We start from the raw sequence: 13555 nt of genomic DNA, 5'->3' as shown, positions 1-13555 counted from the left end.
TCAAGCCCCACATTTCGCAACAGCCCGCTCAGCGCAACTCCGCGCGCCGAAATCGCAACTCCGCTCGCCGAAATATGGACAAGCGCGCGACCCCGGGCGATACTTCTCCTACTTAAAGGTTGGTTGTCAGACCTTTGGTCATCGCTCTAGAGCGACGCTCGAATCGTGAATACCTGGTGATTCGCCGCAAAAAGGTCGGCTGTCACCCATCCAAGGAGTGTGAGATGACAACTAGCCGACGACATGTGCCCGCCGCCCCCGGCGGCGTCGAGGAACATTTCGAGAGCGCCGACTACCTGAAGAAGCGGCAGCTCAGATCCGGCACGGCCGGATGGTTGCTGCTGGCCGGCCTCGGCATCGGCTACGTCATTTCCGGCGACTACTCGGGCTGGAACTTCGGCCTCGCCGAGGGCGGGTTCGGCGGGTTGGCCATCGCCGCAGTGGTGATCGCCGGCATGTATCTGGCGCTCGTGCTGGGCATGGCTGAGCTGTCGTCGGCGCTGCCGGCGGCCGGTGGCGGGTACACCTTCGCCCGGCGTGCACTCGGGCCGTGGGGCGGATTCGCGACCGGCACCGCCATCCTGATCGAGTACTCGATCGCACCCGCCGCGATTGCGACGTTCATCGGCGCCTATGTGGAATCGCTTGGCCTGTTCGGCATTACGGACGGTTGGTGGATCTATTTGGTGGCGTTCGCCGTGTTCATCGGCATTCACCTGGCCGGCGTCGGTGAAGCGCTCAAGGTGATGTTCGTCATCACCGCGGTCGCTCTGGTGGGTTTGGTGGTGTTCGCCATCGCCGCCCTCGGCCATTTCGACCTGGCCAACCTGACCAACATCGCGCCCACGGATGCGGCCGGAGCCTCCAGCTTCCTGCCGCACGGCTACCTCGGCATCTGGGCCGCCATACCGTTCGCGATCTGGTTTTTCCTCGCGGTGGAGGGCGTGCCACTGGCGGCCGAGGAGACCGCCAACCCCGAGCGCAACGTCCCGCGCGGCATCATCGCGGCGATCAGCGTGCTGCTGATCACCTGCGCCACGGTGCTGGTGCTGGCCACCGGTTCCGGTGGCGCCGAACAGATGTCGGCGTCGGGCAACCCTCTGGTGGAGGCGCTCGGCGACGGCACCGCCGCCAAGGTGGTGAACTACATCGGGCTGGCGGGCCTGATCGCGAGCTTCTTCTCGATCATCTACGCCTACTCGCGGCAGTTGTTCGCGCTGTCCCGGGCGGGCTACCTGCCGACGGTGCTGTCGGTGACGAACTCACGCAAGGCGCCCATGCTGGCGCTGATTGTTCCCGGTGTCATCGGTTTCGTACTGTCGCTGACCGGGAAGGGCGCTCTGCTGCTGAACATGGCGGTGTTCGGGGCCGCGCTGAGCTACGTGCTGATGATGGTCAGCCACATCGTGCTGCGGCGGCGCGAGCCGAACATGCGTCGGCCCTACCGCACCCCCGGCGGCACACTGACCACCGGATTCGCCCTTGTCATCGCGGTTTTGGCGGTCATCGCGACGTTCCTGGTGGACGTCGTCGCCGCGTTCTTCTGCCTGCTGGTGTTCGCCGGCTTCATGGTCTACTTCGCGCTCTACAGCCGCCACAAGCTGGTGGCCAACTCGCCCGACGAGGAGTTCGCGATGCTCGCGGAGGCGGAGAGCGAACTGAAGTGATTTACCGGCAACAGGTTTCGGGAGTGACCTATACCTTCGACGGACTCGTCGAGGTCATGGCCAAGGCCACCCCGCTGCGCTCGGGTGACCAGCTTGCCGGATGTGCGGCCGAGCATGACGCCGAACGTGCCGCCGCCGCATGGGTTCTCGCCGACCTGCCGCTCGATACCTTCTTGAATGAAGCGGTCGTCCCCTACGAGACCGACGAAGTCACAAGGCTGATCGTCGACAGCCATGACCGCGAGGCCTTCTCCGCGATATCGCACCTGACCGTCGGAGGATTGCGTGATTGGTTGCTGGAGACCGCATCTGATGCCGATGCCGCCACCCACATCGCCGCCGTCTCGCCGGGCCTGACCCCCGAGATGGTCGCGGCCGTCAGCAAGATCATGCGGAATCAGGACCTGATCGCGGTCGCTGCGGCGACAGAAGTCAGCGCGGCCTTCCGCACCACGATCGGCAGCCGCGGCACCTTGGCCACCCGGCTGCAGCCCAACCATCCGACCGACGATCCACGCGGTATCGCCGCCGCGGTTCTCGATGGCCTGCTGCTGGGCTGCGGCGACGCGGTCATCGGCATCAATCCGGCCACCGACTCGCCGCACGCCACTTCGGACCTGCTGCATCTGCTCGACGCGATCCGGTCTCGCTACGACATTCCCGCGCAGTCCTGCGTGCTTTCGCACATCACCACGACGATCGGGCTGATCGAGGCCGGCGCACCCGTCGATCTGGTGTTCCAGTCGATCGCCGGGACCGAGGGCGCCAACAGGGCCTTTGGGGTGGACCTCGCAGTGCTGCGGGAGGGCCGTGATGCTGCGCGAAGCCTGCGCCGAGGCACTGTGGGCGACAACGTCATGTACCTGGAGACCGGGCAGGGGTCGGCGTTGAGTTCCCATACCCATCTGGGCACCGGCGGCAGGCCGGTGGACCAGCAAACGCTGGAGACCCGTGCCTACGCGGTGGCGCGCGACCTGCAGCCCTTGCTCGTCAATACGGTGGTCGGCTTCATCGGCCCGGAGTACCTCTACGACGGCAAGCAGATCATCCGCGCCGGTTTGGAAGACCACTTCTGCGGCAAGCTGCTCGGGCTGCCGATGGGCGTGGACGTCTGCTACACCAACCACGCCGAGGCCGACCAGAACGATATGGACACCCTGCTGATGTTGCTCGCAGCGGCCGGGGTGGCGTTCGTCATCACGGTGCCCGGCGCCGACGACGTGATGCTCGGCTACCAGAGCCTGTCGTTCCACGACGTGCTCGTTACCCGCCGGACCCTCGGGCTGCGGCCGGCTCCCGAATTCGAAGCGTGGCTGCGGCGCGTGGGCATGGTCGACCAGGCCGGCCGGCTGACCCCGTTCGACCTGGCGCACTCGCCGCTGCGCGCGTTGGCGTCGGCGGAGGTGCTATGACCACGAAAGATCCAGCGGTCCAAGAGTTTTGGGATGAGCTGAGGAAGACGACACAGGCCAGGATTGGTTTGGGGCGCGCCGGCAACGCGCTGCCGACCCGCCACGTGCTCGAATTGGCCGCCGCCCATGCCGCCGCGCGCGACGCGGTGCACGTGCCACTAGATGTCGAGAAACTGGTGGTCCAGGTCCGCGGCGTCGGAATCGGCGCGCCGAAGGTGGTCACCAGCCGCGCCACCTCACGCGAGGAATACCTGCGCCGGCCCGATCTGGGGCGGCTGCCGGGGGACGCGACGACTGTGCCCCACACGCCGGCCGATGTCGGCTTCGTGCTCGCCGACGGGCTGTCGCCCACCGCGCTGAACCATCACGGGGCCGCGCTGCTGACCGAACTGGTCGCGCAACTGCAGGACCGATACACCCTGGCGCCGCCGGTGATCGCGACGCAGGCCCGGGTCGCATTAGGTGACCACATCGGAGCGCAGGCGCGCGTCCGGACCCTGCTGGTGATCATCGGCGAACGCCCCGGTCTGAGCGTCGCCGACAGCCTGGGCATCTATCTGACCCACCTGCCCGTGCCCGGCCGGACCGACGCCGACCGCAACTGCATCTCCAACATCCACCCGCCCGACGGGCTGGGGTACGCCGAGGCCGCGAGGGTGGCGGCGGCCCTGGTTGATGGTGCGGTCGCGTTGGGCCGCTCCGGCGTCGACCTCAAAGACACCTCGCGATCCGCCGCACTCGGGCCGCTCAGCGTCCACGAACTCCACTGAGAGCCGAGTGTGCGGCTTGATACGCCTCACCCGGCGCGTCGCGTATGAAACTGCACATTCGCGCGTTTTGACCTGCGAGGACGGCGGCCGGTAAGCTGCTCCGTTGGCGTGCGGAAAGCACGGGAACTCGGGTCAATGTCGGTCGCCGAGGATCCACCCGCCGCAGCGCCTGACCGGCATCAACCCGAGAAGAGAAGGTAGACGCTGTGCCTACATACACGCCGAAGGCGGGTGACACCACGCGGACGTGGTACGTCATCGACGCCACCGACGTGGTGCTCGGCCGGCTCGCCGTCGCAGCGGCCAATCTGCTGCGCGGCAAGCACAAGCCGACATTCACGCCGAATGTCGACGGTGGCGACTTCGTCATCGTCATCAATGCCGACAAGGTCGCCATCAGCGGCAACAAGCTGAACAACAAGTACGCCTACCGCCACTCGGGTTATCCCGGCGGTCTGCGCAAGCGCACGATCGGCGAGCTGATGGACAAGCATCCCGACCGGGTCGTGGAGAAGGCGATCCTCGGCATGATCCCGAAGAACAAGCTCGGCCGGCAGATCCAGAAGAAGCTGAAGGTCTACGCCGGGCCGGAGCATCCCCACACGGCTCAGCAGCCGGTCCCGTACGAGATCAAGCAGGTGGCCCAGTGACCGAGACCGTAGAGAACGCGGAGACCACAGAAGCGGTGACCGAGACCGTAGAGAACGGTGAGACGCAGCCCGCCCCGCGTGAGCCCGTGATCATCGACCGCCCGATCCAGACCGTCGGCCGCCGCAAGGAGGCCGTGGTGCGAGTGCGACTGGTGCCCGGCACCGGCCAATTCAACCTCGACGGCCGCAGCCTCGAGGATTACTTCCCGAACAAGGTGCATCAGCAGCTCATCAAGGCCCCGCTGGTGACCGTGGACCGGCTGGACAGCTTCGACATCTACGCCCACCTCGATGGCGGCGGCCCGTCCGGGCAGGCCGGTGCGCTGCGGCTGGCCATCGCGCGGGCGCTGATCCTGGTCCAGCCCGAGGACCGGCCGGCGCTGAAGAAGGCCGGCTTCCTCACCCGTGATCCGCGGGCTATCGAGCGCAAGAAGTACGGCCTGAAGAAGGCGCGCAAGGCGCCTCAGTACAGCAAGCGCTGATCGTCAAGCCCCAAAACCGCCGAGCGTGCGTTGTGCGTCACGCTCGGCGGTTTTTCTTTGGACCTGCGCATTTACGCCCGATTCGCCGCCAATTCCACCGGTTTGGTTTGACTCCTGACGCAAAGGTGAAAACCCTGGGGTCGAAGCGGGGGCGTCCAAACGCGTCCAGGCAGACCGAATCTGCCCCCGGTGCGAGTCAGTCAGCTCGTGGGGGACCGGGCCGCTTTCTGACTGAAAGGAATAGTTAGGTGATGAAGAGCACTGCGAAGCGAGTGACAGTTGGCGCCGCCCTCGGCGGAGCGTTGTTCTTGTCCGCTGGAACGGGTGTCGCCACCGCTGATCCGCGGGATGGCCAGGTCGATATCGCCCTGGGCACCGCGGGTGTTCTCGAAGACGTTCCGATCGGCGCGGCCTCACAGCTCGCCGCTGCAGTCTGCGACGTCGAGGTCAACCAGGTCCAACCTGTCGCGGAGACCGTCGATGCCGACGGCGTCCAGAAGAACGTGTGCGCCAGCACCGTTGGCGCGGTGGACTTCCGGCAGAACGAAGCCGATGAACCCGAAGCCACCGCTGATCAGCAGGACGACGCGGCCGACGACACCGGTAACGCGGAGGAGACGGCCCCTGCGGAGGAGACCGAGACGACTCCGACCACTGAGGCTCCCACCGGCGAGACCGGATAGGTGACCCGACTCACCGCCCGTATCCCGCCCGGATGCGGGCGGTGAGCCGGCTCAGAGGTCGCGGCGGGATACCGATTCTGTGCCGGCACGGGTACGCCACGTGCGTGGTTGGCTCTTTATGGCCGTTTTATGAGAAGTTTGTCCGCATGGGTCGTCTGTTCGGCACCGACGGGGTGCGCGGTGTCGCCAATCGCGATCTGACCGCTGAGCTAGCGCTGGCGCTGGGTTCGGCGGCTGCGCGGCGCCTTGGCCATGCGGACAAGACCCGTCGCCGGGTCGCGGTGGTGGGCCGTGACCCTCGGGCCAGCGGGGAGATGCTCGAAGCCGCGGTGATCGCCGGGCTGACCAGCGAAGGCGTCGACGCCCTGCGTGTCGGGATCCTGCCCACGCCCGCGGTGGCGTATTTGACCAGCGCGTATGACGCCGACTTCGGCGTGATGATCTCCGCCTCGCACAACCCGATGCCCGATAACGGCATCAAGATCTTCGGCCCCGGCGGGCACAAACTCGACGACGACACCGAGGACCGCATCGAGGAGCTGGTTCACGCCGGTCCCGGTGTGCGCCCGCTGGGTGCGGGCATCGGCCGCGTCATCGACGCCGAAGACGCGCTGGACCGTTACCTGCGACATGTCGGCAAGGCCGTCACCGCCCGCCTGGACGGGCTGACCGTCGTCGTCGACTGCGCACACGGCGCGGCGTCGTCCGCGGCGCCGCGGGCCTACCGGGCGGCCGGCGCGAACGTCATCGCCATCAACGCGCAACCCAACGGGCTGAACATCAACGACGGCTGCGGGTCGACGCACATGGAGGCGCTGCAGTCGGCAGTGCTGGCCCATCGCGCCGATTTGGGCCTGGCGCACGACGGTGATGCCGACCGCTGCCTGGCCGTCGATGCGGGCGGCAACGTCGTCGACGGTGACGCGATCATGGTGGTGCTGGCGCTGGCCATGCAGGAAGCCGGCGAGCTGGCCTCCAACACCTTGGTGGCGACGGTGATGAGTAACCTCGGCCTGCACCTGGCGATGCGCGCCGCGGGCATCGAGGTTCGCACCACCAGCGTCGGTGACCGGTATGTGCTCGAGGAGCTACGGGCGGGCGAATATTCACTGGGCGGCGAGCAATCGGGGCACATCGTCATGCCGGCGTTGGGTACCACGGGCGACGGCGTCGTCACCGGCCTACGGCTGATGTCACGGATGGCGCAGACGCGCTCGTCGCTGGCGGCGCTGGCCGCGCCGATGCAGACGCTGCCGCAGGTGCTGATCAACGTCGAGGTGGCCGACAAGGCGACCGTGGCCGATGCGCCGTCGGTGCGTACCGCAGTGGCACAAGCCGAGGCCGAACTCGGTGATACCGGCCGAATCCTGTTGCGGCCGTCGGGCACTGAACAGGTGGTCCGCGTCATGGTGGAGGCCGCCGACGAGGACACCGCGCGGCAGTTGGCGATCCGGGTCGCGGAATCGGTGAGCGAACACCGCTGAATCGATGGAACCGGCCGGGGCGCTGCTGCGTCCAAGCCAAGTATGGGAGAACGAAACGCCGCAGGCGTTGACGTGGCGGCGCTGCTTGGCATCGCGCGCGAGTATGAGGCGGCCGCGGAAATCCTCGAATCGGCGGTGCGCACGCATTTGGGTGGGTTGGCGTTCGACGGCGCTTCCGCGGGGCGCGCGCACGTGGCGGGCGGCGATGCGGTGCGCAGCGCCGTCGATCGGGTTGCGGAGCATCTTCGCGCGTGGTCGCGAGCCGCTGCTGAGATAGCCACTGCGCTAAGGGTTTCCGCGCAGCGATACGTGGATGCCGACGCCGCTGCGGGCCGACGGGTGGGGTGACGACGTGGCGCAGCACTTGGACGTCGACGGTCGATTGGCCGACGGCCGACCCGCGGTGGACGCTATCGAGAACTACGTGTCGGCCTGTCAGGTGCTCGGGTATCCCGGACTCGACGCCACCCAAATCCGGGAAACCTACACCAGCGAGGACGGCCTGAACTTGCGGGCGTTGGATGCCGACTGCGCCGCGCTGCAGGCGGCTGCGGCGGTGGCCGAGAATGTGCTGCGGACGCAGGACGCTGCGCTGACGACGCTTGCCGGCGCCTGGACGGGGGCTGGCGCCGAAGCGGCTGGTGAGTTCCTGCGGCAGCATCAGGTGGCGTCGGCACATACGACGGACACCGTCCGCGCGGCCGCCGAGGCGTTGGCCGCATTGCGGGATGACTTGTGGCACAAGGTCGACGGCAAGGTGGCGACGACGGAGGTGGTCGACGACCGTACGGCGGGCGTGCGCGGCGAGTGGCTGGCAGCCGCGCAGACGGTGAACACCGGCGCGGGCGATGAGGCCGTTGCCAGTGAACTGGTCGACCAGCAGGTGAAGCCGTTTGTGGACAGCGACATTCAAGAATGGCTGGCGGCGATGCGCACCGCGACCGCGGCGATCACGGATGCCCTCGATGCGGCGGCCGCAGCGCTATCAGCCAAGCCCGCAACGGCATTCGAGGTGCCGGGCGAGTTCGGTTCTTGGTCGACGCCGCCAACTAGTCCTGCTGCTGCGGCGCCAGCGTGGAGCACGCCAATGCCCGCTGCTGCCGCGCCTGCGCCGCCCGCGCCGGCACCGGCGCCGGTCGACCCCGCGGCCGCGGCGCCAGCGACGGCCGCACCGCCCGCCATGCCGTCGTTGGGTGGTTTGGGCGGCGGGATGCCGGACATCGGATCGAGCCTGTCAGGCCTTGGCCAACAGCTCGCCGACATGATCGGTGGGTTTCTGGGATCGTCGGAGGGCGATCTCCTAGAGGATGCGCCTGAGTTCGACGACGACAAGCTCGACGAGCCGGCGGATCTCGTCGACGACGAGGCTGAGGATGAGCCTGAAGATGACGAGCCTGACGATGACGAGCCTGAAGACGAGCCCGAGGAGCCCGTCGAGGAGGTCGACGAACCTACCGATGACGAAGCGGTGAGCGAGCAACCGCCGACGCCGCCAATTGAGCCGCCACCCGCGGAGCCGGTGGCGGCACCCGCGCCGACGCCGGTTGAGGCACCACCGCCGCCACCGCCACCGCCCGCACCGCCCAGTCCCGCGGTTCCCGCCGAAACACCCTGCGAGATGGCGGCTGAGGAGTTACCTCAGGCCGGCGAATGAACCGCCCTACCCGCAGGTGCCGGAACTAACCGTTATGTGGTCGGCTTGCCCACTGAGCGACGTTCCACACACCGAAACGCTGGTGGCACTCGTGCTACCCGAATCCCAAACGTGGCCGCCCACATTGATGATGTTGGTGCCTGCGGCGTCGATCGCCGTTGATTCGCCTGCCAGCGAAACGACGTTGTTGCGGTGGGCGTCATTGTGCACCGCGGTATGCCCGTTGATGGCAACAAGGTTGTTGCCGCTGGAATTGCCGGTTGCATAGGCAGTCCCATCGATGGCAAAGAGGTTATTGCCGCTGGTGCTGCCCCCCGAGCCGACGCTGGCCGGCTTGAAGACGCTGATCGCGACGCCGATATCGCCCTGGTTTACTTCGGCCGTGGCCCCTGTGCCAACGTTGAAGCTGTCGGCTCCGCCGATGTCCACAGCGAAGCCGGCCGCGGAAGCTGTTGCGGCCCAGAGTATTCCGGCTGTGCCTAAGCCTGCGGCGAGAACCGATCCCGCCGCCATCGTACGAATGTTCATTTGAATCTCCTTACCGCCGTTCTCCTGATGCCAGCGCGAACTGCCCGGCATCTATGCGAATGCTGACGTGCGTTCGAAGCGGCGAGCCCAGTAGTGCACTACTGCCATTTAGTCCGGTAAATGCGTCGTACTACGTGCGCCACCCAAGTCCGCCAAACCAGGCCCCTTAGCGCCGGCGTCAATTACGCTGATTCGATGGCGGAGACGTCATACGCCCAGTGCGAGGGTCTCAGCCTGGCGTATAAGGTGTTCGGCGATGGGCCAATCGACCTGGTCTTCGCCGGGTCGTTCGCCAGCCACATCGAGCTGTACTGGACCATTCCAGAATTCGTGGCCTTCTTGGAGCGGCTCTCCACGTTCTGTCGTGTCCTTCTGTTCGACAAGGCCGGCGTGGGACTGTCGGACCCGATCCCGCATGTTTACACACTGGATCAGAGGGCGGCCGAGATCGAGGCTGTCATGGACGTCGCCGGCTTCGAAAGAGCGGTGCTTTTCGGTGCGAGCGAAGGCGGCGGGGCCGCCATTCTCTTCGCGGGAACACGACCGCAAAGAACGCGGGCGTTGGTTCTTACCGGCACCTTCGCGTACGCCGGCTTTGTCGGGTGGGACGACCTTGACCGCGATCCGGCAGACATCCGGACGCGCCTCGCGCCCGCCACCGACCGTACGCGGACAAAAACCCCCGCCAGCGCGACTGGAGCACGCTGACACCAGCCCCCGGGGTGTTACGGTCCGGGGCTGGTGCGGCTGGGCGTTAATCCAAGCAATTTCCGATCTCTCCGTCGGTTTCGAACGTCAGGCTCGCGTTGCCCGCGGTGTGCGCGTTACCCCCGCACAGTGACGCGACGAGGTTCGTGCTGGCCATGCCTGGCGCGTTGGCCTTGCTGTCCGGGCCAAGCGCGACAACGACGTTGGCGTTACCGTTGCCGGCCTTGGCGTCGCTCTTGGTGCCGATGGCCATCACGGTGTTGAAGTTGCCGTTGCCCACCGTCGCCTTGCTGTCTTCGCCGGCGGCGAGGGCGAGATTGCCGAATCCGCTTCCGCTCGCGTCGGCATGGCCGCCGTTGAACGCCACCGCGGCATTGCCGAAACTCGAATCCGCGTCCGCGTCACCGACGCTGACTCCTACTCCGCTGACGGATACTGCCGCACCGGGATCGGCCGACGCAGTCGAGGTCCCCAAGCCCAATGCCAACAGGGGAGCGCCAACACAGCCAGCGCACACAGTGGTGAGTTTGACCAGAATTATCATGATGAAATCCCTTTCCTGCCTTTTGTTTTCGTTGGAATGCCCCAACGAAGATCGAGCGTGAAGTCGCCCCTTTCGAGTTGTCGAGTTCCGCTGTGGGCATCGTCGGTCCGATTCAGCTGGTGGAGGCCAGTAGCGCGCTACTGCAATCCCCTGGGGTGTGGGCGCGGCATTACTGAGCTGCATCGCTTCGGGTTGGCGAATCGCTTGGTTTCGAGGGCACATCGAGTGGCCAACGCGATGATCGAGAGTGAGAAATAGTCGACAAATAATGCCGACGTCAATAACGTCGTTATGCGCTGGCGAACGCCGTATTCTTGGGCGATCGGGGTGATCGGATCCCGAGATCGGTGGTGCTCTGATGACAGCGGGCGTGGCGTGCGGATCCTGCGGCACCGGCCTGCGGCACAACGCCAAGTTCTGTGACGAATGCGGTGCCCCGACTACATCGGTTGACGCCGCGGAGTACAAGCAGGTGACGGTGTTATTCGCCGATGTGGTGCGGTCTATGGACATCGCCGCAGCGGTGCATATCGAGCGATTCCGCGAGATCATGACCGCGCTGGTGGAGCGTTCGGCGGCGGTGGTGCGCCGCTACGGCGGCGGACGGGTGGAATACACCGGCGACGGTGTGATGGCGGTCTTCGGCGCCCCGGTTGCGTTGGAGGACCATGCTTTTCGGGCCTGTTTGGCCGCACTGGCGATTCAGGAGGAGACGAAGCGGCTCGCCGTCGAAGTCCAAGACCGTGACGGTCTGGCGTTGCAATTGCGGGTCGGCCTGAACTCCGGGCAGGTGATCGCGGGGGAGATCGGTTCGGGTGCGTTGGGGTACGCCGCGATCGGCGCGCAGGTCGGGTTGGCGCAGCGGATGGAATCGGTGGCGCCGCCGGGTGGGGTGATGCTGTCGGAGTCGACCGCTCGGCTGGTCGAGCACACCGTGACGCTCGCCGAACCGGACTGGGTGCACGTCAAGGGCACCGACGAACCGGTGCGCGCGCGACGGCTGGTAAGCGTCGGCCCGCGGGATGGGCTAGTCGGACGCGCCGAGGCAGGCCTGGTCGGCCGGGGCTGGGAGATGGCCGCCCTTGAAGCCATGATGGACCGCGCGATCGGCGGCCGCGGGAGCGTGGTGAACGTGGTGGGTCCGCCGGGCATTGGCAAGAGCAGGGCGGCGCGAGAAGCCGCGGCAGCCGCGGCTGGCCGCGGGGTCGAGGTGTTTTGGGCCTTCTGCGAGTCGCACGCCAGCGACATCCCGTTCTATGCCGCGGCGCGGCTATTGCGGGCGGGCAGCGGCGTGGCTGACCTCAAGGCCGAAGCCGCTCGCGCTGGGTTGCGGGCGTTTGTGCCCGATGCCGACGCGGAGGATCTGCTGCTGCTGGATGACCTGTTGGGCATTGCCGATCCTGAGGTACCGCTGCCCGCCGTCGACCCGGATGCGCGGCGGCGCCGATTGACATCGCTGGTGAACGCCACAACGCTGGCGCGCACCGATCCAGCGCTGTTCATCATCGAGGATGTGCACTGGATCGACGCGGTGAGCGAGTCCATGCTGGCCGACTTTCTGTCCGTCATCCCGCACACGCCCATGCTGGTGCTGATCACCTACCGCCCCGAATACGAAGGAGCGCTGACGCGGGTCCACGGTGCCCAGACGATAGCGCTTGGGCCACTGGGTGATTCGGACGCGGTCGAGCTGCTGGCTGAGCTGCTGGGGTCGGATCCCTCGGTCCGCGAGCTGGCGGTGGTCATCGCCGACCGGGCTGCAGGGAATCCGTTTTTCGCCGAGGAGATGGTGCGCGAGTTGGCTCAGCGCGGGGTTTTGGCCGGCGAGCGGGGTGCCTACGTCTGTCGTGCAGACATTGCGGACGTAGCGGTGCCGGCGACGGTGCAGGCGGCCATCGAGGCGCGCATCGACCGGTTGAGCGTCGGGGCCAAGCGGACGTTGACGGCGGCGTCGGTGATCGGTGCCCGCTTCGACGCGGAGCTGCTGGGCGAGTTGGGTATCGATGCGGTGGTCGATGAGCTGCTCGGCATGGAACTGATCGATCAGGTGCGGTTCACCCCCAGCGCCGAATACGCATTCCATCACCCGCTGATCCGCGCGGTGGCCTACGAATCACAGTTGAAATCCGATCGCGCCCAGTGGCATCGGCGCCTAGCCGCGGCAATCGAATCACGTGACCCGGCGGCGGCCGAGGAGAACGCGGCGCTAATCGCCGAACACTTGGAGGCCGCCGGTGATCTGTACACCGCGTATCGCTGGCATATGCGCGCCGCAACGTGGGCGACCTACCGCGACATTGCCGCGGCGCGACAAAGTTGGGAGCGTGCCCAAGCGATAGCCGACGCATTACCTGCCGAGGACCCCAACCGAACACCGATGCGCATCGCCCCGCGCACGATGTTGTGCGCCATCGCCTGGCGACTCCACGCGAACGTCGCGGGCGATCGCATCGACGAGTTGCGGGAGTTGTGCACCGCAGCTGGGGACAAGGCGTCACTGGCGATCGGAATGGCCGGGCTGGTGATTGATCAAGCGTTCCAGGGCCGGATCCGCGAGGCATCTCAGCTGGCATCGGAAGCTTGGGGGCTCATCGAGTCGATCGGCGATGCGACATTGACGGTGGGCCTGTCCTTTCCGGTGATCTACGCCAAGGGTCACGGCGGCGAGTGGTCTGACACGCTGCGGTGGTCGCAGCGGGCCATCGACCTCGCCGAAGATGACCCCTCAAGAGGCAACCTCCTCGTGGGTTCACCATTGGCGCTCGCGTTTACGACGCGGGCCTTCGCCCGATATTGCCTGGGACGTCCCGGGTGGCGGGACGACCTGCGCCAAGGCCTGGCCATGGCCCGCAGCACCGACCCGTTTTCCTACGCGACGGTTGTCGCCTACGTTTACTTCCCCGGGATTCCTCTTGGCGTGCTGGCTGCCCATGATCCAGCCGTACGCGAGATCGAGGATGCGCTCCGGATTGA

General features: G+C 66.7%; 13 protein-coding genes. 11 read left to right on the top strand and 2 right to left on the bottom strand.

The genetic code is table 11. The features are described 5' to 3' along the window. The first annotated feature begins 224 nt into the window (after positions 1-224). From eat to CWS39_RS27175, 9 genes are all read left to right on the top strand, one after another. Complete coding sequence (eat, locus tag CWS39_RS27215) at positions 225-1667, top strand: ethanolamine permease (RefSeq protein WP_102145970.1); 1443 nt, start codon at positions 225-227, stop codon at positions 1665-1667. Beyond that, on the top strand, positions 1664-3079 hold the full coding sequence (locus CWS39_RS27210; RefSeq protein ID WP_102145969.1) for an ethanolamine ammonia-lyase subunit EutB: 1416 nt from the start codon (positions 1664-1666) through the stop codon (positions 3077-3079). Before eat ends, CWS39_RS27210 begins: the two co-directional genes overlap by 4 nt. Next, on the top strand, positions 3076-3849 hold the full coding sequence (gene eutC, locus CWS39_RS27205) for an ethanolamine ammonia-lyase subunit EutC (protein WP_102145968.1): 774 nt from the start codon (positions 3076-3078) through the stop codon (positions 3847-3849). Before CWS39_RS27210 ends, eutC begins: the two co-directional genes overlap by 4 nt. A 206-nt stretch (positions 3850-4055) precedes the next feature. After that, positions 4056-4499: a 50S ribosomal protein L13 gene (gene rplM, locus CWS39_RS27200; protein WP_102145967.1), complete on the top strand. Its 444-nt coding sequence runs from the start codon at positions 4056-4058 to the stop codon at positions 4497-4499. Between the two features lie 35 nt (positions 4500-4534). Next, on the top strand, positions 4535-4981 hold the full coding sequence (gene rpsI, locus CWS39_RS27195; RefSeq protein ID WP_102145972.1) for a 30S ribosomal protein S9: 447 nt from the start codon (positions 4535-4537) through the stop codon (positions 4979-4981). 251 nt (positions 4982-5232) lie between these two features. Continuing rightward, the gene (locus tag CWS39_RS27190) at positions 5233-5664 is read left to right on the top strand and encodes a hypothetical protein (protein ID WP_102145966.1); all 432 of its coding nucleotides are present in this window, start codon (positions 5233-5235) and stop codon (positions 5662-5664) included. 146 nt (positions 5665-5810) lie between these two features. Then, the gene (gene glmM, locus CWS39_RS27185) at positions 5811-7148 is read left to right on the top strand and encodes a phosphoglucosamine mutase (RefSeq protein ID WP_102145965.1); all 1338 of its coding nucleotides are present in this window, start codon (positions 5811-5813) and stop codon (positions 7146-7148) included. Positions 7149-7190: 42 nt separating this feature from the next. Continuing rightward, a complete protein-coding gene (locus tag CWS39_RS27180) occupies positions 7191-7496 on the top strand; it encodes a type VII secretion target (RefSeq protein ID WP_102145964.1) in 306 nt (101 codons plus the stop codon). Further along, a complete protein-coding gene (locus tag CWS39_RS27175) occupies positions 7462-8802 on the top strand; it encodes a hypothetical protein (RefSeq protein ID WP_233213725.1) in 1341 nt (446 codons plus the stop codon). The genes CWS39_RS27180 and CWS39_RS27175 overlap by 35 nt, the downstream gene beginning before the upstream one ends. A 6-nt stretch (positions 8803-8808) precedes the next feature. On the opposite strand, the gene CWS39_RS27170 is transcribed toward CWS39_RS27175, so the two are convergent. Next, positions 8809-9381, bottom strand: a complete 573-nt coding sequence (locus CWS39_RS27170) for a hypothetical protein (RefSeq protein WP_142386958.1) — start codon at positions 9379-9381, stop codon at positions 8809-8811. A 144-nt stretch (positions 9382-9525) separates the two neighbouring features. On the opposite strand from CWS39_RS27170, the gene CWS39_RS27165 reads away from it, so the two are divergent. Then, positions 9526-10038, top strand: coding sequence for an alpha/beta fold hydrolase (locus CWS39_RS27165; RefSeq protein ID WP_102145962.1), 513 nt, complete (start codon positions 9526-9528; stop codon positions 10036-10038). A gap of 46 nt (positions 10039-10084) precedes the next feature. On the opposite strand, the gene CWS39_RS27160 is transcribed toward CWS39_RS27165, so the two are convergent. Continuing rightward, complete coding sequence (locus CWS39_RS27160; RefSeq protein ID WP_142386957.1) at positions 10085-10513, bottom strand: hypothetical protein; 429 nt, start codon at positions 10511-10513, stop codon at positions 10085-10087. A gap of 427 nt (positions 10514-10940) precedes the next feature. On the opposite strand from CWS39_RS27160, the gene CWS39_RS27155 reads away from it, so the two are divergent. Continuing rightward, positions 10941-13555 (top strand): adenylate/guanylate cyclase domain-containing protein (locus CWS39_RS27155; protein ID WP_102145960.1); only part of this gene is annotated, 2615 nt, incomplete at its 3' end.

This window comes from Mycobacterium hubeiense, from assembly GCF_002838065.1.
Classification (GTDB): Bacteria; Actinomycetota; Actinomycetes; order Mycobacteriales; family Mycobacteriaceae; genus Mycobacterium; species Mycobacterium hubeiense.
This window is presented reverse-complemented; position numbering and strand designations above follow the sequence as displayed.